We start from the raw sequence: 22053 nt of genomic DNA, 5'->3' as shown, positions 1-22053 counted from the left end.
CCGAACAAGCCAGGACCCCGAGGGGGACGCCCTTGACCCGTTCGTTCTTAAGGGCTGGCCACCGGGGCCCGGCCCAGACCGCTTTGCCGCGATCTGCGCCGGATGCCCCGGAATGCCGTTGTGCTACAGCCTAAGGGGTGAGATTACGACGGCGAACCGTCGTCACTCGCCCCGGGCCTTCGCGACAATCTCCTCGCTGACGTTCTTGGGAACCTCGGCGTAGGAGTCGAACTGCATGGAGTAGCTCGCGCGACCGGAGGTCTTGCTCCGCAGGTCGCCGACGTAGCCGAACATCTCCGAGAGCGGCACCAGGCCCGTGACGAGCTTGGCGCCACCGCGGTCCTCCATGGACTGGATCTGACCACGGCGCGAGTTGATGTCGCCGATCACGTCACCCATGTAGTCCTCGGGCGTCGTGACCTCGACCTTCATCATCGGCTCCAGCAGGGCCGGGCTGGCCTTGCGGGCGGCCTCCTTGAAGGCCATGGAACCGGCGATCTTGAAGGCCATCTCGGAGGAGTCGACCTCGTGGTAGGCGCCGTCGAGCAGCGTCACGCGCACACCGGTGAGCGGGTAGCCCGCCAGGACGCCGAACTCCATGGCCTCCTGGCAGCCGGCGTCCACCGACGGGATGTACTCCCGGGGGATGCGGCCACCGGTGATCTTGTTGACGAACTCGTAGCCGTCGCCTTCCAGCGGCTCGATCTGGATCTGCACCTTGGCGAACTGGCCGGAACCACCAGTCTGCTTCTTGTGCGTGTAGTCGTGCTTGTCGACCGACTTGCGCAGGGTCTCGCGGTAGGCGACCTGCGGCTTACCGACGTTGGCCTCGACCTTGAACTCGCGCTTCATGCGGTCGACCAGCACGTCCAGGTGCAGCTCGCCCATGCCGGCGATGATCGTCTGGCCGGTCTCCTCGTCGGTGTTGACCTGGAAGGACGGGTCCTCCTCGGCCAGCCGCTGGATCGCGACGCCCAGCTTCTCCTGGTCGCCCTTCGACTTGGGCTCGATGGCGACCTGGATGACCGGAGCCGGGAACTCCATCGACTCCAGGATCACCGGGCTGCCCGCGTCGCAGAGGGTCTCACCGGTGGTGGTCTGCTTCAGACCCATGACGGCGACGATGTCGCCGGCGCCCACCGAGGCGATCTCCTCACGCTTGTTCGCGTGCATCCGGTAGATCTTGCCGATGCGCTCCTTCTTGCCCTTCACGGAGTTCAGCACCTGCGTGCCGGCGTCCAGGCGGCCCGAGTACACCCGGACGAAGGTCAGCTTGCCGAGGTGCGGGTCGCTCGCGATCTTGAAGGCGAGCGCGGCCAGCGGCTCCTCCTCGGAGGGGCGACGCTTGATGACCTCTTCGCTGTCCTTGACCGAGTGGCCCTCGATGGCCTCGACGTCCAGCGGCGACGGCAGGTACCGCACGACCGCGTCGAGCAGGGGCTGCACGCCCTTGTTCTTGAACGCGGTACCGCAGAACACCGGGGTGACCGTGATGGTGCCCTCGGCGCCCGTGGAGGCCAGGGTGACGCGACGGATGGCGGCGATGAGCTGCTCCTCGGTGGGCTCCTGGCCCTCCAGGTACAGCTCCATCATCTCCTCGTCGTTCTCCGCGACGGCCTCCAGGAGCTTGCCGCGGTACTCCTCGGCGGCCTCCTGGTGCGTGTCGGGGATGTCGACGACGTCGTAGGCCTCGCCCAGCTTCGTCTCGGCGGACCAGACCAGGGCCTTCATGCGGACCAGGTCCACGACGCCCTTGAAGTCGGCCTCGGCACCGATCGGCAGCTGCATGACCAGCGGCGTCGCGCCCAGCCGGTCGACGATCATGTCGACGCAGCGGTGGAACTCGGCGCCCGTCCGGTCCAGCTTGTTGACGAAGCAGATGCGCGGCACGCCGTAGCGGTCCGCCTGACGCCACACCGTCTCGGACTGCGGCTCCACACCGGCGACACCGTCGAACACGGTCACGGCACCGTCGAGCACGCGCAGCGAGCGCTCCACCTCGACGGTGAAGTCGACGTGACCCGGGGTGTCGATGATGTTGATCGTGTGGTCGATGTTGTCCAGCGGCCAGTGGCAGGTCGTCGCGGCGGACGTGATGGTGATGCCGCGCTCCTGCTCCTGCGCCATCCAGTCCATCGTCGCGGCGCCGTCGTGGACCTCGCCGATCTTGTAGCTGACGCCGGTGTAGTACAGGATCCGCTCGGTGGTGGTCGTCTTGCCCGCGTCGATGTGGGCCATGATCCCGATGTTCCGGACCTTGGCCAGGTCAAGTGAAGTGGTAGCCATAAGGCTTCAGTCTTCTCTCGGTCTCGATAGGGGTAGCGACTACCAGCGGTAGTGCGCGAAGGCCTTGTTGGACTCGGCCATCTTGTGGGTGTCCTCGCGCTTCTTCACGGCCGCACCGAGGCCGTTGGAGGCGTCGAGCAGCTCGTTCATCAGACGCTCGGTCATCGTCTTCTCGCGACGGGCGCGGGAGTAGCCGACGAGCCAGCGGAGAGCGAGCGTGGAGGCACGGCCGGGCTTGACCTCGACCGGAACCTGGTAGGTCGCACCACCGACGCGGCGGGACTTGACCTCAAGCGTCGGCTTGATGTTCTCCAGAGCGCGCTTCAGCGTGATGACCGGGTCGGTGCCGGTCTTCTCACGCAGACCCTCCATGGCGCCGTAGACGATGCGCTCGGCGGTGGAGCGCTTGCCGTTCAGCAGCACCTTGTTGATCAGGGAGGTCACCAGAGGAGTGCCGTACACCGGGTCGACGATGACCGGGCGCTTCGGGGCGGGGCCCTTACGAGGCATGCTTACTTCTCCTTCTTGGCGCCGTAGCGGCTGCGAGCCTGCTTGCGGTTCTTGACGCCCTGGGTGTCGAGCGAGCCACGGATGATCTTGTAGCGAACGCCCGGCAGGTCCTTCACACGGCCACCGCGCACGAGGACGATGGAGTGCTCCTGCAGGTTGTGACCCTCACCCGGAATGTAGGCCGTGACCTCGATCCCGCTGGTCAGACGCACACGCGCGACCTTACGCAGGGCCGAGTTCGGCTTCTTCGGAGTGGTGGTGAACACGCGCGTGCAGACGCCGCGACGCTGGGGAGAGCCCTCCAGTGCCGGCGTCTTGTTCTTCTCGACCTTGTCCTGTCGGCCCTTGCGGACCAACTGCTGGATCGTAGGCACAGTTTCTCCGGTTTCTGTGTGCCAGTCTCGGTAAAGCTAACCTGGGCCACATTGTCCGACCCACGCGGTCGGGTGTGTCGGAGGCTGCAGACCCCCGCCACGGGGACGGGGTGACTCCTCTGGAGGGAGAAGCGTGTGCAGATCCTGGTGTCACACGAGCGGCCGAAGCAGCGCAGGGGACACCCCAGGCACAAGGTCAGAGCGTACCTACCGCATCCGCTCCGGTCAAAAGAGAACGGCACGCGGGCGGTGGCACGGAAAACCGGGCGCCCTCACCCGGCTGCCCTCACGGTAGCCGCCGTCGCCGACGACGACCAGAGGGCCTGCGGAAGCGCTCCGGGGACGTCTGCGCCGGTGGAACGGGGCCGGCGAGCGCAGCGCGCGGCACCGGGCGCCCCGGGCCCCACGGCCCACGCCCCGCGCGGCTACCCCGCCAGGGTGACCCCGAGAAGGACGACGAGGGCGATCAGGCCGAGCGCCAGGTACCCCACGACCAGCCCGGCCGTGGCGAAGCCGTCGCCCTGCTTGCCCGTCTTGCGGACGTCCGCCTTGGCGATGTGGCCCAGGATGACGGACGGGATCGCGCACACCCCGTACGTCATCGGCGTCAGGATGGCCAGCACCAGGGCCGCGATGGCCACCCCGCTGTACGGCGGCGCCGGGGGCGGGGGCATCGGCGCGATGTAGCGCGGCGGCGTGATGTGGACCATCGGCTCCGGGTGGCGTACCGCCGGTTGCGCCGGCACCGGGCCCTGCGGGAGATCGGCGATGACGGGCTGGATCTCCGCGTACGTCAACGCCCGGTGCAGCCGGTTCAGCCGGGCGTCGTACTCGTCCTTGCCCAGCCGGCCCTCGGCGTACCCGGCCTTCAGCACGTCGGCGGCACGCTCCCGGTCCGCGTCGGAGGCGCGCATGAACGGCTGCCCGCCGTAGGGCTGACCTGCGAAAGGCTGGTTACCGCCCTGCCAGTTCAGTGACATCGCCCGACTCCTCCCCGCCTCCGGAGCGTGTCCCGGAGCAACACTGCTCATCATCCACGACGTTCGGGCCGCCGCGCGAGTTCCACGGACCGCGCTTCTGCTTGTCCGGCCGTGATTCCCGCCCCCGGACCGGGCGGCCGGGCGGGTGCGGGGAAACGCCGCAGGGCGGCACCCCGTTCGGGGTACCGCCCTGCGGATGGTCCTGCGAGCCCTGCGAGCCGGTGCGCGGCTCGCGCGGAGGGACTCGGGCGCCTTACTGGTTGTAGGGGCCGTAGTCGTAGTCCTCCAGCGGAACGGCCTGGCCGGAGCCGGTGCCGAACGGCGAGTAGTCGATGTCGTCGTACCCGACGGCCGAGTACATCGCCGCCTTCGCCTCCTCGGTCGGCTCGACCCGGATGTTGCGGTAGCGGGACAGGCCCGTACCGGCCGGGATGAGCTTACCGATGATGACGTTCTCCTTGAGGCCGATCAGGGAGTCCGACTTGGCGTTGATCGCCGCGTCGGTCAGGACCCTGGTCGTCTCCTGGAAGGAGGCAGCGGACAGCCACGACTCGGTCGCCAGCGAGGCCTTGGTGATACCCATGAGCTGGGGACGGCCGGAGGCCGGGTGGCCGCCCTCCTGCACGACGCGGCGGTTCTCGCCCTCGAACTTCGAGCGCTCGACCAGCTCACCGGGCAGCAGCTCGGCGTCACCGGACTCGATGATCGTCACGCGGCGCAGCATCTGCCGGATGATGATCTCGATGTGCTTGTCGTGGATCGACACACCCTGGCTGTTGTAGACCTTCTGCACCTCGCCGACCAGGTGGACCTGGACGGCGCGCTGGCCGAGGATGCGCAGCACGTCGTGCGGGTTGGCCGCACCGACGGTCAGCGGCTGGCCGACGGCGACGTGGTCGCCCTCGCCCACCAGCAGACGGGAGCGCTTGGAGACCGGGTAGGCGGTCTCGTCGCTGCCGTCGTCCGGCGTGACGACGACCTTCTTCGTCTTCTCGGTCTCCTCGATGCGCACCCGGCCGGCCGCCTCGGTGATCGGGGCGACACCCTTCGGGGTGCGCGCCTCGAACAGCTCGACGACACGCGGCAGACCCTGGGTGATGTCGTCACCGGCCACACCACCGGTGTGGAAGGTACGCATCGTCAGCTGGGTGCCGGGCTCACCGATGGACTGGGCGGCGATGATGCCGACGGCCTCGCCGATGTCCACCAGCTTGCCGGTGGCCAGGGAGCGGCCGTAGCACATGGCGCAGGTGCCGACGGCGGACTCGCAGGTCAGGACCGAGCGGGTCTTGACCGTCTCGACGCCGTGCCGGACGAGCTCCTCGATGAGGACGTCGCCCAGGTCGGTGCCGGCCGGGGCCAGCACCTTGCCGTCGACGACGATGTCCTCGGCGAGGCAGCGCGCGTACACGCTGGTCTCCACGTCGTCCGTCTTCCGCAGCGTGCCGTCCGCGCCCTTGACCGCGATGGGCAGCTTGAGGCCGCGCTCGGTGCCGCAGTCCTCCTCGCGGATGATGACGTCCTGGGAGACGTCCACCAGACGACGGGTGAGGTAACCCGAGTCGGCGGTCCGCAGGGCGGTGTCGGCGAGACCCTTACGGGCACCGTGCGTGGAGATGAAGTACTCCAGCACGGACAGGCCCTCGCGGAACGAGGACTTGATGGGACGCGGGATGGTCTCGTTCTTCGCGTTCGACACCAGACCGCGCATACCCGCGATCTGCCGCATCTGCATCATGTTTCCGCGCGCGCCCGAGTCGACCATCATGAAGATGGCGTTCGTCTTCGGGAAGTTCACGTTCATGGCCTCGGCGACCTCGTTCGTCGCCTTGGTCCAGATCTCGATGAGCTCCTGCGAACGCTCGTTCTTGGTGATCAGACCGCGCTCGTACTGCTTCTGGACCTTCTCGTCCTTCGCCTCGTACCCGGCGATGATCTCCTTCTTCGCCTCGGGCACGACGACGTCGGAGATGGCGATGGTGACACCCGAGCGGGTGGCCCAGTGGTAACCGGCCGACTTGAGGTTGTCCAGCGTCGCGGCGACCGCCACCTTCGGGTAGCGCTCGGCCAGGTCGTTGACGATCTGGGAGAGCTGCTTCTTACCGACGGTGTAGTTGACGAACGGGAACTCCTCGGGCAGGAGCTCGTTGAAGAGCGCCCGGCCCAGCGTCGTCTTGAGCCGGAAGCCGTCGCCCGGCTGCCAGGCGGCCTCGCCCTCCTCCGGGGCCGGCGGGGTCCAGCCCAGGGGCGGGACGGAGCCGACCGGGAAGCGGATCTCCACCTCGGCCTGGAGCGAGAGCTCGCCGGCGTCGAAGGCCATGATCGCCTCCGCGGTGGAGGCGAACGACCGGCCCACGCCCTTGACGTCCCGCTCCCCCGCCTCGCTGGAGAGGAAGAACAGGCCGAGCACCATGTCCTGGGTCGGCATGGTCACCGGGCGGCCGTCGGCGGGCTTGAGGATGTTGTTCGAGGACAGCATCAGGATGCGGGCCTCGGCCTGCGCCTCCGCGGACAGCGGCAGGTGGACGGCCATCTGGTCACCGTCGAAGTCCGCGTTGAACGCGGTGCACACGAGCGGGTGGATCTGAATGGCCTTGCCCTCGACCAGCTGCGGCTCGAAGGCCTGGATGCCGAGGCGGTGCAGCGTCGGCGCACGGTTCAGCAGCACCGGGTGCTCGGCGATGACCTCTTCGAGGACGTCGTACACCACGGTGCGCTGGCGCTCGACCATGCGCTTGGCCGACTTGATGTTCTGCGCGTGGTTCAGGTCGACCAGGCGCTTCATCACGAACGGCTTGAACAGCTCCAGCGCCATGGCCTTCGGCAGGCCGCACTGGTGCAGCTTGAGCTGCGGGCCGACGACGATGACGGAACGCGCCGAGTAGTCGACACGCTTACCGAGCAGGTTCTGCCGGAAACGGCCCTGCTTGCCCTTGAGCATGTCGGACAGCGACTTCAGCGGCCGGTTGCCCGGACCCGTCACCGGACGACCGCGGCGGCCGTTGTCGAACAGCGCGTCGACGGCCTCCTGCAGCATCCGCTTCTCGTTGTTCACGATGATCTCGGGGGCACCGAGGTCAAGGAGACGCTTGAGGCGGTTGTTGCGGTTGATGACGCGGCGGTACAGGTCGTTCAGGTCGGAGGTCGCGAAGCGGCCACCGTCCAGCTGCACCATCGGACGCAGGTCCGGCGGGATGACCGGGACGCAGTCCAGCACCATGCCCTTGGGGCTGTTGGACGTCTGGAGGAACGCGGAGACGACCTTGAGCCGCTTGAGGGCGCGGGTCTTCTTCTGGCCCTTGCCGGTGCGGATGATCTCGCGGAGGCGCTCGGCCTCCTCCTCCAGGTCGAAGGTCTCCAGCCGCTTCTGCAGGGCGGCGGCGCCCATCGAACCGTCGAAGTAGGTGCCGAAGCGGTCCCGCAGCTCGCGGTAGAGCAGCTCGTCACCCTCCAGGTCCTGGACCTTGAGGTTCTTGAAGCGGTTCCACACCTCGTCGAGGCGGTCGATCTCGCGCTGCGCGCGGTCGCGGAGCTGCTTCATCTCGCGCTCGGCGCCCTCGCGCACCTTGCGGCGGACGTCGGCCTTGGCGCCCTCGGCCTCCAGCTCGGCGAGGTCGGCCTCCTGCTTCTTGGCACGCGCCTCCAGGTCGGAGTCGCGGCGCTGCTCGATCTGCTGGCGCTCGACGGAGACGTGGGCCTCCAGCGAGGGCAGGTCGCGGGTGCGGCGCTCCTCGTCCACGTACGTGATCATGTACGCGGCGAAGTAGATGACCTTCTCCAGGTCCTTCGGCGCCAGGTCCAGCAGGTAGCCGAGGCGGCTGGGCACGCCCTTGAAGTACCAGATGTGCGTGACGGGGGCGGCCAGCTCAATGTGGCCCATCCGCTCACGGCGCACCTTGGCACGGGTCACCTCGACGCCGCAGCGCTCACAGATGATGCCCTTGAAGCGGACGCGCTTGTACTTGCCGCAGTAGCACTCCCAGTCCCGGGTGGGGCCGAAGATCTTCTCGCAGAAGAGTCCGTCCTTCTCGGGCTTGAGGGTGCGGTAGTTGATGGTCTCCGGCTTCTTGACCTCGCCGTGGGACCACTGACGAATGTCGTCAGCGGTGGCCAGGCCAATCCGCAGCTCGTCGAAGAAGTTGACGTCGAGCACTCTCGTCAATCCCTCTCAGGGTCGTGTCAATTGTGGTCTGAACGGGGTCCGGGGAGTGCCGGGGGGCCGTGGTGTGCACGGCCCCCCGACCACCCGTCAGACCTCTTCGACGCTGCTCGGCTCGCGCCGGGACAGGTCGATACCGAGCTCTTCCGCGGCGCGGAAGACGTCCTCATCGGTGTCACGCATCTCGATCGACATGCCGTCCGAGGAGAGCACCTCCACGTTCAGGCAGAGCGACTGCATCTCCTTGATGAGCACCTTGAAGGACTCGGGGATGCCGGGCTCGGGGATGTTCTCGCCCTTGACGATGGCCTCGTAGACCTTCACGCGGCCGGTGACGTCGTCGGACTTGATGGTCAGCAGCTCCTGGAGGGCGTAGGCGGCGCCGTAAGCCTCCAGCGCCCACACCTCCATCTCACCGAAGCGCTGGCCACCGAACTGGGCCTTACCACCCAGCGGCTGCTGGGTGATCATGCTGTACGGGCCGGTGGAGCGGGCGTGCAGCTTGTCGTCCACCAGGTGGTGCAGCTTGAGGATGTACATGTAGCCGATGGAGATCGGGTCCGGGAACGGCTCGCCGGAGCGGCCGTCGAACAGCCGGGCCTTGCCGGACGGCAGCACGACCCGCTCGCCGTCGCGGTTGGGCAGGGCGTGCTCGAACAGACCCGTCAGCTCGTCCTCGCGGGCGCCGTCGAAGACCGGGGTGGCGACGTTGGTGCCCGGGGCCACCTCGTCAGCGCCGATGGCCTTCAGCCGCTCCATCCACTCCTCGCTGCCCTCGACCTTCCAGCCCTGGGAGGCCAGCCAGCCGAGGTGGATCTCCAGCACCTGGCCCGGGTTCATCCGGGACGGGACGCCGAGCGGGTTGAGGATGACGTCGACCGGGGTGCCGTCCTCGGTGAACGGCATGTCCTCGACCGGCAGGATCTTGGAGATGACGCCCTTGTTGCCGTGGCGGCCGGCGAGCTTGTCACCGTCGGTGATCTTGCGCTTCTGGGCCACGTAGACGCGCACGAGCTGGTTCACGCCCGGGGGCAGCTCGTCGCCCTCCTCGCGGTCGAAGACGCGGACGCCGATGACCTTGCCGGTCTCACCGTGCGGCACCTTCAGCGAGGTGTCGCGGACCTCACGGGCCTTCTCACCGAAGATCGCGCGCAGCAGGCGCTCCTCCGGCGTCAGCTCCGTCTCGCCCTTCGGGGTGACCTTGCCGACCAGGATGTCCCCGGCCTCGACCTCGGCACCGATCCGGATGATGCCGCGCTCGTCGAGGTCGGCGAGGACCTCCTCGGAGACGTTCGGGATGTCCCGGGTGATCTCCTCGGGGCCGAGCTTGGTGTCCCGGGCGTCGACCTCGTGCTCCTCGATGTGGATCGAGGACAGGACGTCGTCCTGCACGAGGCGCTGCGACAGGATGATCGCGTCCTCGTAGTTGTAGCCCTCCCAGGGCATGAACGCCACGAGGAGGTTCTTGCCGAGGGCCATCTCGCCGTCCTGCGTGGACGGGCCGTCGGCCAGGACCTGGCCCTCGATGACCCGGGCACCCTCGTCGACGATCACCTTCTGGTTGAAGGAGGTGCCCTGGTTGGAACGGTAGAACTTGGCGACGCGGTACGTGGTGTACGTGCCGTCGTCGTTGGCCACCGTGACGTAGTCGGCGGAGACCTCCTGGACGACACCGTCCTTCTCGGCCTTGATGACGTCGCCGGCGTCGACCGCGGAGCGGTACTCCATGCCGGTGCCGACCAGCGGCGACTCGGCCTTCAGCAGCGGCACGGCCTGGCGCATCATGTTCGAGCCCATGAGCGCGCGGTTGGCGTCGTCGTGCTCCAGGAAGGGGATCATGGCCGTCGCGACCGACACCATCTGGCGCGGCGAGACGTCCATGTAGTCGACCTCGTCACCCGTGACGTAGTCGACCTCGCCGCCACGGCGGCGGACCAGGACGCGGGCCTCGGCGAAGTGCATGTCATCGGTCAGCGGCGCGTTGGCCTGCGCGATGACGAAGCGGTCCTCCTCGTCGGCCGTCAGGTAGTGCGCCTCGTCGGTGACGACGCCGTCCACCACCTTGCGGTACGGCGTCTCCACGAAGCCGAAGGCGTTGACCCGGCCGTAGGAGGCGAGCGAACCGATCAGACCGATGTTCGGGCCTTCCGGCGTCTCGATCGGGCACATGCGGCCGTAGTGCGAGGGGTGCACGTCACGGACCTCGAAGCCGGCCCGCTCACGCGACAGACCGCCCGGACCCAGCGCCGACAGGCGGCGCTTGTGGGTCAGACCCGACAGCGGGTTCGTCTGGTCCATGAACTGCGAGAGCTGGCTGGTGCCGAAGAACTCCTTGATGGAGGCGACGACCGGCCGGATGTTGATCAGGGTCTGCGGCGTGATCGCCTCGACGTCCTGCGTGGTCATGCGCTCGCGGACCACGCGCTCCATGCGGGCGAGACCGGTGCGGACCTGGTTCTGGATCAGCTCGCCGACGTTGCGCAGGCGGCGGTTGCCGAAGTGGTCGATGTCGTCCGTCTCGACGACGATCTCGTCACCCTCGGCGCTGACCGTCTCCGTCTCCCCGGCGTGCAGCTTCACCAGGTACTTGATCGTGGCGATGATGTCGGCGCTGGTGAGCACGCCGGAGTCCAGCGGCTCGTCGCCGCCGAGCTTCTTGTTGATCTTGTACCGGCCGACCTTGGCCAGGTCGTAGCGCTTCGGGTTGAAGTAGAGGTTCTCCAGCAGGGTCTGGGCGGCCTCCTTCGTCGGCGGCTCGCCCGGACGCAGCTTCCGGTAGATGTCCAGCAGGGCGTCGTCCTGCCCCTGGGTGTGGTCCTTCTCCAGGGTGGCGCGCATGGACTCGTACTGGCCGAACTCCTCCAGGATCTGGTCGTTCGTCCAGCCCAGGGCCTTCAGCAGCACGGTGACCGACTGCTTGCGCTTGCGGTCGATGCGCACACCGACCATGTCGCGCTTGTCGATCTCCATCTCCAGCCAGGCACCGCGGGACGGGATGACCTTGGCGGAGTAGATCTCCTTGTCCGAGGTCTTGTCCAGGGAGCTGTCGAAGTACACGCCCGGCGAGCGGACGAGCTGCGAGACCACGACACGCTCGGTGCCGTTGATGACGAAGGTGCCCTTGTTCGTCATGAGCGGGAAGTCGCCCATGAAGACCGTCTGGGACTTGATCTCGCCGGTCTCGTTGTTGGTGAACTCGGCGGTGACGAAGAGCGGAGCGGCGTAGGTGAAGTCACGCTCCTTGCACTCGTCGATCGAGTTCTTCGGCGGCTCGAACCGGTGGTCGCGGAACGTCAGCGACATGGAGCCGGAGAAGTCCTCGATCGGGGAGATCTCCTCGAAGATCTCTTCCAGACCGGACTTGGTGGGGACGTCCTCCCCCCGGTCGAGGGCAGCCTCGACCCGCCCCTTCCACGCCTCGTTGCCGAGCAGCCAGTCGAAGCTCTCGGTTTGGAGGGCAAGGAGGTTGGGAACCCCGAGGGGCTCCTTGATCTTCGCAAAGGAAATACGCAGCGGTGCGGTGCTGGCGCCGTTGTTCGAATTGACGGTCGAGGCGTTGCGCGAGGCGGCCAAGAGGGGGTCCTTCCGAGGGCTCGGACTCACTACGCGCATACCGGTGCCCCTGGTGACGGGCAGGGAGCAGCTATAAGGCAGCGCAAAGGGTCAGTGTAGCCACAAGGCCCACTGATGTCCAGAGCGGAACATCGGAGATCGGCGCAGGGCCTCTCTCTCCCTCCGGGAGCTCATCCTCGGTTGTCTGTCGGGTACTGCCTCGGCGCTGTCCTTCGGCCTGCCTCTCGGTGCCTGCCGCAAGACTTCCCACATCGCCGAGGATCCATGCCTCGGGTTCCGCGGAACTCCGAACCGGTGCGCCCCCTGACGCCACGGCGCTTGTGAGAATCGCGCGCCCGGACGCCATACGTCAAGGCCCCGCACTCCGCCGCGGCCGTCACACCCGCGATGTGCGGCGGCCGGAGACCGCCCCGTCCCGCCCGACACCCCCGTCACGGAGGGTCGCGCCGAACACCGGTGATCACCCTACCCGTGGCGGACGCGAAGGCAAGGAGAGCGGCGCGCGCGTGAGAGCGTGACCGGCGGGTAACCCCGGGAATTCACCCGCCTGTGGGCCCCGAAAACGCCCGAGGGCGACCACCCGGATGGGTGATCGCCCTCGGCGAGCGGGTCGGGAGCCGCGTGCGGCCACCGCCCCGCGGAGGTTCAGCGGGTCACTTGACCTCGACGGAGGCGCCGGCGCCCTCGAGGGCCTCCTTGGCCTTGTCCGCGGCCTCCTTGTTGGCCTTCTCCAGAACCGGCTTCGGCGTGTTGTCGACCAGGTCCTTGGCCTCCTTCAGGCCGAGGGAGGTCAGCTCGCGCACGACCTTGATGACCTGGATCTTCTTGTCACCGGCGCCGGTGAGGACGACGTCGAACTCGTCCTTCTCCTCGGCGGCGGCGGCCTCGCCACCACCCTGGCCCGGAGCGGCGGCGACGACGGCGGCCGGAGCGGCGGCCTCGACGTCGAACTTCTCCTCGAACTTCTTCACGAAGTCGGAGAGCTCGATGAGGGTCATCTCCTCGAACTGCGCGAGCAGCTCGTCCTGGGTGAGCTTCGCCATGGTTGGCGTCCTTCCACTAAGTCGGCTGGTGCCGGATGTCGTACATGTCGGCGGGCGTGCGCCTGGCGGCTTCGCTGTGTAGACGGGGCCCGCTGGACCGGGGAGTGGTTACTCCGCGGCCTCGGCGGGAGCCGGCGTACCGGCACCGCCCTGCTCGGCCTTGGCACGCAGCGCGTCCGCGGTGCGGACGAACTTCGTGAGCGGGGCCTGGAAGGTCGCCGCGGCCTTCGCCATGGACGCCTTCATGCCACCGGCCAGCTTGGCGAGCAGCACCTCGCGGGACTCGAGGTCCGCAAGCTTCTTGATCTCGTCCGCGGTCAGGGCCCTGCCGTCAAGGACACCGCCCTTGACCTCGAGCGCGGGGTTCTCCTTGGCGAAGTCACGCAGACCCTTAGCCGCCTCGACCGGGTCACCGGTCACGAAGGTGACCGCCGTCGAGCCCACCAGGAACTCGTCGAGCGTGGTGATCCCGGCCTCCTTGGCCGCGATCTTGGTCAGCGTGTTCTTCACCACACGGTACTGGGCGTTGTCACCGAGCGAGCGGCGCAGCTCCTTGAGCTGTGCCACGGAAAGACCGGTGTACGCGGTGACCACAGCGGCGTTGGAGTTACGGAACTTCTCCGTCATCTCCTCAACGGCTGCGACCTTGTCGGGCGTCGCCATGAGCCTCGCGCCTCCTTCCGGGTGTTGGTCCTCGGCCGGTCCTACGACCGGCCCGTCGCGCCGGACCGCCCCATCGGGCACTACAGGAAGGAGCCGCTAACAAGCGAAACGCCCCGGTGCGCAGGCGCACGGGGCGTGACTCGACGGCTTCGGGCTCGCGCCCATGCCGGAGTGGACCTCATGTGCCTGCACGGGCCGTCCGCCCAACGGGCGGATCCTTAGGCCACTGAGCACCCCCTCGCGGAGGCACACAGCAACGACCAGCGGTCTTTGGCTACCGCGACACTGTACGGGGGCGCCCGCCACCCGCGCAAATCGCCTCCGGCCCGCCCGCCGCCGGCCGGCTCCGGGCAGCCCTGCCGCGCTTGGGAGGTCTGCGCCGAAGGCGCAGGGCTGGCAAGCGCAGCCCGCACCCCACCCCGGGCAGGGACAGCCCCCACCTGTGCGTTCGCGGACCGCGGGCACGTCGTGGCCGCTCGCGCAGTTCCCCGCGCCCCTTCAGGGCGCGGGGAACGCGAGGGGCTCAGACGGCGGGGGAGCCGGGCTCCCCCATCTCCTCCAGCATCTGCATGAAGTCGAAAGTGTCCTTCGCCGGCGGGGCCTGCGGGGCGACCTTGACGCCGTAGTCGGTGATGCGCTGGGTGACCTCCATGGCGCCCATGGGGCTGTCCATCGTCATCGTCAGCTTGACCGGCATGTCGTCGCCGTTGATCCAGACGTCGAGGTCCAGGCTCTCGATGCCGGTCTCGTCCATGCCCTCCAGGAGCTCCTTGCGCTCCTCCTCGGTCATGAAGTCCGCGGAGGCGGACTGCTCCTTCTCCATCTCCAGGAGCTCGGCGATGCTCAGCGTGCCCTGGTAGTGCTGCGTGGCCTCGCCGTCCAGCTTCTCCGCACCGACGTGCTTGATGCTGGGCGAGTCGAGCAGGAGGGCCATCTGCTCGGCCGGGCTCTGACCCATGTCCTGCAGGCCACCCGTCATCTGCCGGGCGATCTCCTCGTCCTCGGTCTGCTCCGCCAGCGCGCCCAGATCCATCTTGATCCAGCTCTTGCCGTCGGTCTCGGCCGCCATGGCCTCGCCCATGTGCATGTACATGACGTCGTCGAGCCAGATCATGCGGATCTCGTCCGGCATGCCGGGCTCACCGGCCGCCTCCTCGAAGGCGGAGCCGCTGAGGGTGAGGTCCATGGCGACCGGGTCCCAGGACATGACGCCGCGCATCTCCATCGACCCGGCCTCGCCCCCCGGACCGGCCGCGCCCTCGGGCATCGTCATCGTCATCTCGACCCGGGCGGACTTCGCCTCGGTGGTCTTCTTCGTCGCCGCCGTCATCACCTGGAGCGCGGAGCGCTCCTCGGTGCGCTGCTCGGCGGACTTCGCCGGGGCGGACGTGCCCCCCTCGTCGCTCTTCTCGCCGCCGCCGGAGCAGCCCGTCAGCACGACGGCCACGGCCAGGCTCGCGGCTCCCAGCGCCGTCTTACGTATCGGACGCATGCGTCCCCCCAAGTTGTGCCAGTGAATGTGCCAACCGTAGTGCATGCCGGCAGGTGTCTGACAACGACGAAGCCCCCGCTCCGAGGGAGCGGGGGCTTCGGGTCAGGCTCGACCGACGCGTCAGGCCGCCTCGTCCTCGACGAGGAGGTTGCGGGTGCGGTTGGAGTCGACCGGGATGCCGGGGCCCATCGTGGTGGTGATGGTGGCCTTCTTGATGTACCGGCCCTTGGCCGCGGACGGCTTCAGCCGGTTGATCTCCTCCAGCGCCGCCGCGTAGTTCTCGACGAGCTGCTCGTCGCTGAACGAGGCCTTGCCGATGATGAAGTGCAGGTTCGCGTGCTTGTCGACACGGAACTCGATCTTGCCGCCCTTGATCTCGGTGACGGCCTTGGCGACGTCGGGGGTGACGGTGCCGGTCTTGGGGTTCGGCATCAGACCACGCGGACCGAGCACGCGGCCCAGGCGGCCGACCTTGCCCATGAGGTCCGGGGTGGCGACGACGGCGTCGAACTCGTTCAGGCGGTTGCCCTTGGAGATCTCGTCGATCAGCTCGTCGGAGCCGACGATGTCGGCGCCCGCGGCTTCCGCGGCGGCTGCACGGTCACCGGTCGCGAAGACCAGGACCCGGGCGGTCTTACCGGTGCCGTGCGGCAGGTTCACGGTGCCGCGGACCATCTGGTCGGCCTTGCGCGGGTCCACACCCAGCCGGAACGCGACCTCGACGGTGGGGTCGAACTTGACCCCGGAGGTCTCCTTGGCGAGGCGGACGGCCTCGAGGGGGGCGTAGAGCCGCGTGCGGTCGACCTTGGCGTCCGCGCTGCGGAGAGTCTTGCTGCGCTTCACTTCTGCTCCTGTGTTTCAGGTATGGAGTCGTGGTGTGGGCCAAGCGCTCGGCCCTTCCACGGGAACTGCTGGTGACCGGGGTCGGTCAGCCCTCGACCGTCACGCCCATGGAACGCGCGGTGCCGGCGATGATCTTCTCGGCGGCGTCCAGGTCGTTGGCGTTGAGGTCGGGCATCTTGGTGGTGGCGATCTCCCGCACCTGGTCGCGCGTGATCTTGGCGACCTTCTTGGTGTGCGGCTCGCCGGAGCCCTTCTCCACGCCCGCGGCCTTGAGGATCATCTTCGCGGCCGGCGGGGTCTTGGTGATGAAGGTGAACGAACGGTCCTCGTAGACCGTGATCTCCACCGGGATGACCCAACCGCGCTGCGACTCGGTCGCGGCGTTGTAGGCCTTGCAGAACTCCATGATGTTCACGCCGTGCTGGCCCAGCGCGGGGCCGACCGGCGGAGCCGGGTTCGCGGCACCGGCCTGGATCTGGAGCTTGATCAGCCCCGTGACCTTCTTCTTCTTGGGAGGCATGCTCTCTCCGGGTCTTGAGTGAGAGTGTTTCGCCAATCCATCCGTCATCCGGATGGAGGCATACCGCACCACGATAGCCAATGCCCCACCCCAGAGCGAAACCGGCAGGTCCCGAGCCTGGGGCGGAGGCCGTGACGACCACCGCCGGGCCCGCCGTCGGACGGGCCGGGCCGCGGACGTCACCGACGGCCGAGGTGCGTGTGAGGCCGCACGGAACGAGCCCCCGGCGGCGCCGCTGGCGCCGTGCGGGGGCTCGACCGGGCCGTGGGCCTCAGTTCTTCTGGATCTGGTCGAAGCTCAGCTCGACCGGGGTCTCGCGGCCGAAGATCTCCACCAGGCCCTTGACCTTCTTGGAGTCGGCGTTGATCTCGTTGATGGTCGCCTGGAGGGTGGCGAAGGGGCCGTCGGTGACGGTGACCGAGTCGCCCACCTCGAAGTCCAGCACCTGCACCTCGACCTTGCGGCTGGGCGCCGGACGGCCCTCGGCCTCGGCGGCCTCCTTGGCGGCCTTCTCCTCGGCCTCGGGGGCGAGCATCTTGACGACCTCGTCCAGCGTGAGCGGGTACGGGTCGTAGGCGTTCCCGACGAAGCCGGTGACACCGGGGGTGTTGCGGACGACGCCCCAGGACTCGTTCGTCAGTTCCATGCGGACCAGCACGTAGCTGGGCAGCTTGTTCTGCCGGACGGTGCGGCGCTCGCCGTTCTTGATCTGGGCGACCTCTTCCTGCGGCACCTCGGCCTGGAAGATGTAGTCCTCGACGTTGAGCGAGACGGCCCGCTGCTCCAGGTTCGTCTTCACCCGGTTCTCGTAGCCGGCGTAGGTGTGGATGACGTACCACTCGCCCGGCTGGAAGCGCAGCTCCTCGCGGAGCGCGGCGACGGGGTCGACGGGCTCTTCCTCGGCCTCTTCGGCGGCCTCGGTGTCGGCGGCCTCGGCGGCCTCCGCGTCGTCCTCGGCGGCCTCACCGGCCCCCGCCTCGGCCTCGACCTCGGCGCCGGCTTCGACGGTGGGCTCCTCGACCGCGTCGGCGGCCTGCACGGCCTCGGCCTGGTCGACGCTGTCGGCTGCCGTGGACTCGACGGAGTCGAGCGCAGCCTCGCCGCCCTGGGCGGGCTCGACGGCGTCGTTCAGGTTCGGGTCAGACACGGTAGCTGCTTCTTCCTGGCTTTATGGGGTCGAACATACGGATCGGCACCACGGAAGCGGTGCCGCCGCGGTGGGGCTCAGCCGAAGACGAACTCGACGGCCTTGCTGAATCCATAGTCAATCACGAAGACAAAACCGATGACGATGAGAACAAAAATGATCACCACGGTGGTGTACGTCGCGAGCTGCTGCCGCGTGGGCCAGACGACCTTGCGGAGCTCGGCGACGATCTGCCGGTAGAAGAGTGCCAGCCGAGCCAGCGGACCCTTCTTGGCTCGCTTGCCGCCGCGCCGCGGCTTCTTGTCGTCCGACGAACGCCCGGGCTCGGGGACCTCGGCAGTATCGGTGATCTCCGCCACTTGTCCTCACCTGATCCGGGGTCGGGGCCGTGCGACGTTCGGCCCAGCCGCACGGCGGTGCATTTCAGTACGTACGCCTGCACGCACCATCCTATGGGGTGGAGAAGATGCGTGAGCAGGGCCGGAGGGACTTGAACCCCCAACCGCTGGTTTTGGAGACCAGTGCTCTACCAATTGAGCTACGACCCTTTGCGGATCCCCCAACCTACCGCATTCCCGGCACTGCGTAGAGTGCCCGGCCCACGGTCGCTGAAGGCCAACGAGGGAAGAGTGTACGTGCTCACCGCGCTGCCGTCGAACAGGTTGCACCCGGCGGCTGTGCGCAGGCCCCCGGGCGGAGCCCAACCGGCGCACCCGCGCGGCTGCGGGGGGAGGCTGGGAACGGGGCACGGCACGGGCTCCGGGGCGGGTCCGCGCGCCGACTCCGGGGCTGGCGCGGGCCCGGGGCGGTGACTCCGGGGAGTGAAACCGTTGTGTCCGGCCGACGGCGAGTCTGCAACGATGCTCGTATGACTGCTGCAACCCCCTCAGACCAGTCCCCCGCCCCGACCGGGAACCGCGTGTCGGCGCGCATCGGCGCGATCTCCGAGTCGGCCACCCTGGCCGTCGACGCCAAGGCGAAGGCCCTCAAGGCGGCCGGACGGCCGGTCATCGGTTTCGGCGCGGGCGAGCCCGACTTCCCGACTCCCGACTACATCGTCGAGGCGGCGGTCGAGGCGTGCCGCAACCCCAAGTTCCACCGCTACACCCCGGCCGGCGGCCTGCCCGAGCTGAAGGCCGCCATCGCCGAGAAGACGCTGCGCGACTCGGGCTACCGGGTGGAGGCGGCCAACGTGCTCGTCACCAACGGCGGCAAGCAGGCCATCTACGAGGCCTTCGCCGCCATGCTGGACCCGGGCGACGAGGTCATCGTCCCGGCCCCGTACTGGACGACCTACCCGGAGTCGATCAAGCTCGCCGGCGGCGTTCCGGTGCCCGTCGTCGCCGACGAGACGACCGGCTACCGGGTGAGCGTCGAGCAGCTCGAGGCCGCGCGCACCGAGCGCACCAAGGTGCTGCTCTTCGTCTCCCCCTCCAACCCGACCGGCGCCGTGTACACGCGCGAGCAGGTCGAGGCCGTGGGCCGCTGGGCCGCCGAGCACGGCCTGTGGGTGATGACGGACGAGATCTACGAGCACCTCGTCTACGGCGACGCCGAGTTCTCCTCGCTGCCCGTCGTCGTCCCGGAGCTGGCCGACCGCTGCGTCGTCGTCAACGGCGTGGCCAAGACGTACGCCATGACCGGCTGGCGGGTCGGCTGGATCATCGGCCCGAAGGACATCGTCAAGGCCGCGACGAACCTCCAGTCCCACGCCACCTCCAACGTCAGCAACGTGGCCCAGGCCGCCGCGCTGGCCGCCGTCTCCGGCGACCTGACGGCCGTGGACACGATGAAGGAGGCCTTCGACCGTCGGCGCCGCACGATCGTGCGGATGCTCAACGAGATCGACGGCGTCGTCTGCCCGGAGCCCGAGGGCGCCTTCTACGCCTACCCGTCGGTCAAGGGCCTCCTGGGCAAGGAGATCCGCGGCAAGCGCCCCGCCGACACCGTGGAGCTGGCCGCGCTGATCCTGGAGGAGGCCGAGGTCGCCGTCGTTCCCGGTGAGGCCTTCGGCACCCCCGGCTACCTGCGGCTGTCCTACGCTCTGGGTGACGAGGACCTGGTCGAGGGCGTCTCCCGGATCCAGAAGCTGCTGGCCGAGGCGCGCTGAGCCCACGGGCGGCGCGCGGCCGCCCGCGACCGCTCTCCTCCGGACCCCCGTTCCGACCGCGGACGGGGGTCCGGCGCGTGTGGGCCCCCGTGGGCGGGGCCGGCGCGTGGACGTCTGTTCGCGGGGGTCCCGGAATTGCGGAAAGCCGCTTCCCGACTCCGGTGGTCTGCGGCAGGATCTTGGGATGGAACGCGCACGTGATGTCCGGCAGCTCCCCAAGGCCCACCTGCACCTGCACTTCACCGGCTCGATGCGGCCCGGCACACTGCTGGAGCTGGCCGACAAGTACGGCGTCCACCTGCCGGACGCGCTGCGCGGCGGAGAGCCCCCCAAGCTGCGGGCCACGGACGAGCGCGGCTGGTTCCGCTTCCAGCGGCTCTACGACATCGCGCGCTCCTGCCTGCGCGAGCCCGAGGACATCCACCGGCTGGTCCGCGAGACGGCGGAGGAGGATCTGCGGGACGGTTCGCGGTGGCTGGAGATCCAGGTGGACCCGACCTCCTACGCGCCGCGGCTGGGCGGGCTGATCCCCGCGCTGGAGATCATCCTGGACGCCGTCGAGGCCGCCCAGCGCCACACGGGCCTGTCCATCCGGGTCCTCGTGGCCGCCAACCGCATGAAGCACCCGCTGGACGCCCGCACCCTGGCCCGGCTCGCGGTGCGCTACCGGGACCGGGGCGTCGTCGGCTTCGGGCTCTCCAACGACGAGCGGCGCGGCTTCGCGCGCGACTTCGACCGGGCGTTCGCCATCGCCCGCGACGGCGGGCTGCTCGCCGCGCCGCACGGCGGCGAACTGACCGGCCCCAGCAGCGTGCGGGACTGCCTGGACGACCTGGCCGCGCGTCGCGTGGGGCACGGGGTGCGGGCCGCGGAGGACCCGGGGCTGCTGGCCCGGCTCGCCGACGCTGGCGTGACCTGCGAGGTCTGCCCCGCCTCGAACGTGGCGCTGGGCGTCTACGACAAGCCCGCGGACGTCCCGCTGCGGGTGCTGTGGGACGCGGGGGTGCCGATGGCGCTGGGCGCCGACGATCCGCTGCTGTTCGGCTCCCGGCTGGCCGCCCAGTACGAGCTGGCCCGCGAGCACCACGGCTTCTCGGATGTGGAGCTGGCCGAGCTGGCCCGGCAGTCGGTGCGCGGCTCGGTGGCCCCGCCGGAGGTGCGCAAGGCCCTGCTGGCGGACATCGACGCCTGGCTGACGGCCTGACCGCACGTCGCGGTGTCTCACGGTCTCTCGCGGCGTCTCGGTGCGCCTCGGAGGGGCGCCTCGGGGGCGCGCGTCCCGGCTAGAGGGCGCAGCCGACGGTGACGGGCTCGTTGACCAGCGTGACCCCGAAGGCCGCCCGCACGCCGTCCCGGACCTCGCGGGCGAGGCCCAGCAGCTCCTCGGTGGTGGCCGCGCCCCGGTTGGTGAGCGCCAGCGTGTGCTTGGTGGAGATCCGGGCGGCGCCGGTGCCATGGCCCTTGCGGAACCCGGCGTGGTCGATCAGCCAGGCCGCGGACGTCTTCACCCGGCCGTCGCCGACCGGCCAGGCGGGCGGCTCGACGCTCGGCCCGAGGCGCTCGGTGACGCGGGCGCGGAACGCGGCGTGCTCGGCCTCGCTCAGGATCGGGTTGGTGAAGAAGGAGCCGGCGGACCAGGTGTCGTGGTCCTCCGGGTCGAGCACCATGCCCTTGCCGGCCCGGAGCTTCAGGACGGTTTCGCGGGCCCGGGCCGCGGGAACGCGCTCCCCGACCTCGACCCCGAGGGCCCGTGCCGTCTCCGCGTAGCGGATGGGCGCCGAGAGCCCGCCGGCGTCCTCCAGCGCGAAGCGCACCCGCAGCACGACGTAGCGCTCCGGGTGCGCCTTGAAGCGGCTGTGCCGGTAGGAGAAGCCGCAGTCGGCCGCCGGGACCGTCACCACCCGCCGCTCGGCGCGGTCGTAGGCGACGACCTCCGTGATGACGGACGACACCTCCTGCCCGTAGGCGCCGACGTTCTGGATCGGGGTGGCCCCCGCCGAACCGGGGATCCCGGCCAGGCACTCGATCCCGGCGAGCCCCGCCTCGACGGTGCGGGTGACGGCGTCGGACCACGTCTCCCCCGCCGCCAGCTCCAGCGCCGTCCCGTCCAGGGCGAAGCCCGTGGTGGCGATGCGCAGGGCGGTGCCGTCGAAGCCGCCGTCGCCGATCACGAGGTTGCTGCCGCCGCCGACCGGCAGCAGCGGCGTGCCCGCCTCGTCGGCGGCGCGCACGGCGGCGACCACCTCGTCGTCCGTGGTGGCGGTGACGAGGCGGCGCGCCGGCCCGCCGAGTCGGAAGGTGGTCAGCGGGGCGAGCGGGGCGTCGAGAAGTTCCTGCACGGGCACCAGCGTAA

General features: G+C 69.2%; 16 protein-coding genes and 1 tRNA gene. 2 read left to right on the top strand and 15 right to left on the bottom strand.

Annotated features, from left to right (window positions below; genetic code table 11):
* Positions 1–162 precede the first annotated feature (162 nt).
* From fusA to HPT28_RS12040, 14 genes are all read right to left on the bottom strand, one after another.
* Positions 163–2286, bottom strand: a complete 2124-nt coding sequence (gene fusA / locus HPT28_RS12105) for an elongation factor G (protein ID WP_219091038.1) — start codon at positions 2284–2286, stop codon at positions 163–165.
* Positions 2287–2325: 39 nt separating this feature from the next.
* Entirely contained in the window at positions 2326–2796 is a 471-nt protein-coding gene (gene rpsG, locus HPT28_RS12100; protein WP_219091037.1) for a 30S ribosomal protein S7, read from the bottom strand.
* 2 nt (positions 2797–2798) lie between these two features.
* Entirely contained in the window at positions 2799–3170 is a 372-nt protein-coding gene (rpsL, locus tag HPT28_RS12095; RefSeq protein WP_003948652.1) for a 30S ribosomal protein S12, read from the bottom strand.
* 425 nt (positions 3171–3595) lie between these two features.
* A complete protein-coding gene (locus HPT28_RS12090) occupies positions 3596–4150 on the bottom strand; it encodes a DUF1707 and DUF4190 domain-containing protein (RefSeq protein WP_306824607.1) in 555 nt (184 codons plus the stop codon).
* Between the two features lie 253 nt (positions 4151–4403).
* A complete protein-coding gene (locus HPT28_RS12085) occupies positions 4404–8303 on the bottom strand; it encodes a DNA-directed RNA polymerase subunit beta' (RefSeq protein ID WP_219091122.1) in 3900 nt (1299 codons plus the stop codon).
* A 96-nt stretch (positions 8304–8399) separates the two neighbouring features.
* Positions 8400–11882, bottom strand: a complete 3483-nt coding sequence (rpoB, locus tag HPT28_RS12080) for a DNA-directed RNA polymerase subunit beta (protein ID WP_219091036.1) — start codon at positions 11880–11882, stop codon at positions 8400–8402.
* Positions 11883–12535: 653 nt separating this feature from the next.
* Entirely contained in the window at positions 12536–12925 is a 390-nt protein-coding gene (rplL, locus tag HPT28_RS12075) for a 50S ribosomal protein L7/L12 (protein ID WP_219091035.1), read from the bottom strand.
* Between the two features lie 108 nt (positions 12926–13033).
* Positions 13034–13588 carry a 50S ribosomal protein L10 gene (gene rplJ, locus HPT28_RS12070; RefSeq protein WP_219091034.1) on the bottom strand — a complete coding sequence of 185 codons (555 nt, stop codon included), beginning with the start codon at positions 13586–13588 and terminating at the stop codon, positions 13034–13036.
* A gap of 523 nt (positions 13589–14111) precedes the next feature.
* Entirely contained in the window at positions 14112–15080 is a 969-nt protein-coding gene (locus tag HPT28_RS12065; RefSeq protein WP_219091033.1) for a hypothetical protein, read from the bottom strand.
* Between the two features lie 120 nt (positions 15081–15200).
* Positions 15201–15923, bottom strand: coding sequence for a 50S ribosomal protein L1 (gene rplA / locus HPT28_RS12060; RefSeq protein WP_219091032.1), 723 nt, complete (start codon positions 15921–15923; stop codon positions 15201–15203).
* 85 nt (positions 15924–16008) lie between these two features.
* Positions 16009–16443 carry a 50S ribosomal protein L11 gene (gene rplK, locus HPT28_RS12055; RefSeq protein WP_219091031.1) on the bottom strand — a complete coding sequence of 145 codons (435 nt, stop codon included), beginning with the start codon at positions 16441–16443 and terminating at the stop codon, positions 16009–16011.
* Positions 16444–16714: 271 nt separating this feature from the next.
* Positions 16715–17590: a transcription termination/antitermination protein NusG gene (gene nusG, locus HPT28_RS12050; RefSeq protein WP_219091030.1), complete on the bottom strand. Its 876-nt coding sequence runs from the start codon at positions 17588–17590 to the stop codon at positions 16715–16717.
* A 77-nt stretch (positions 17591–17667) separates the two neighbouring features.
* Positions 17668–17949, bottom strand: a complete 282-nt coding sequence (gene secE, locus HPT28_RS12045) for a preprotein translocase subunit SecE (protein WP_219091029.1) — start codon at positions 17947–17949, stop codon at positions 17668–17670.
* Between the two features lie 116 nt (positions 17950–18065).
* A tRNA-Trp gene (locus HPT28_RS12040) sits at positions 18066–18138 on the bottom strand.
* 320 nt (positions 18139–18458) lie between these two features.
* Here HPT28_RS12040 and HPT28_RS12035 point away from each other — a divergent pair.
* Positions 18459–19700, top strand: coding sequence for a pyridoxal phosphate-dependent aminotransferase (locus HPT28_RS12035; RefSeq protein ID WP_219091028.1), 1242 nt, complete (start codon positions 18459–18461; stop codon positions 19698–19700).
* A gap of 184 nt (positions 19701–19884) precedes the next feature.
* A complete protein-coding gene (locus HPT28_RS12030) occupies positions 19885–20904 on the top strand; it encodes an adenosine deaminase (protein ID WP_219091027.1) in 1020 nt (339 codons plus the stop codon).
* 79 nt (positions 20905–20983) lie between these two features.
* Here HPT28_RS12030 and HPT28_RS12025 read toward each other — a convergent pair whose 3' ends face one another.
* Positions 20984–22039: a UDP-N-acetylmuramate dehydrogenase gene (locus HPT28_RS12025; protein WP_219091026.1), complete on the bottom strand. Its 1056-nt coding sequence runs from the start codon at positions 22037–22039 to the stop codon at positions 20984–20986.
* Between the last annotated feature and the right edge of the window lie 14 nt (positions 22040–22053).

The sequence above is a fragment of the Streptomyces sp. JJ38 genome (assembly GCF_019303475.1).
In the GTDB taxonomy this organism is placed as follows: domain Bacteria; phylum Actinomycetota; class Actinomycetes; order Streptomycetales; family Streptomycetaceae; genus Streptomyces.
The sequence above is the reverse complement of the archived record's forward strand: the minus strand, read 5'-3'. Positions and strand labels throughout refer to the sequence as shown.

Coding starts and splice junctions, on each gene's coding strand:
- fusA (WP_219091038.1), bottom strand. CDS start 2,286: ATGGCTACCACTTCACTTGACCTGGCCAAGGTCCGGAACATCGGGATC.
- rpsG (WP_219091037.1), bottom strand. CDS start 2,796: ATGCCTCGTAAGGGCCCCGCCCCGAAGCGCCCGGTCATCGTCGACCCG.
- HPT28_RS12090 (WP_306824607.1), bottom strand. CDS start 4,150: ATGTCACTGAACTGGCAGGGCGGTAACCAGCCTTTCGCAGGTCAGCCC.
- rplL (WP_219091035.1), bottom strand. CDS start 12,925: ATGGCGAAGCTCACCCAGGACGAGCTGCTCGCGCAGTTCGAGGAGATG.
- rplJ (WP_219091034.1), bottom strand. CDS start 13,588: ATGGCGACGCCCGACAAGGTCGCAGCCGTTGAGGAGATGACGGAGAAG.
- HPT28_RS12065 (WP_219091033.1), bottom strand. CDS start 15,080: ATGCGTCCGATACGTAAGACGGCGCTGGGAGCCGCGAGCCTGGCCGTG.
- rplK (WP_219091031.1), bottom strand. CDS start 16,443: ATGCCTCCCAAGAAGAAGAAGGTCACGGGGCTGATCAAGCTCCAGATC.
- HPT28_RS12035 (WP_219091028.1), top strand. CDS start 18,459: ATGACTGCTGCAACCCCCTCAGACCAGTCCCCCGCCCCGACCGGGAAC.
- HPT28_RS12030 (WP_219091027.1), top strand. CDS start 19,885: ATGGAACGCGCACGTGATGTCCGGCAGCTCCCCAAGGCCCACCTGCAC.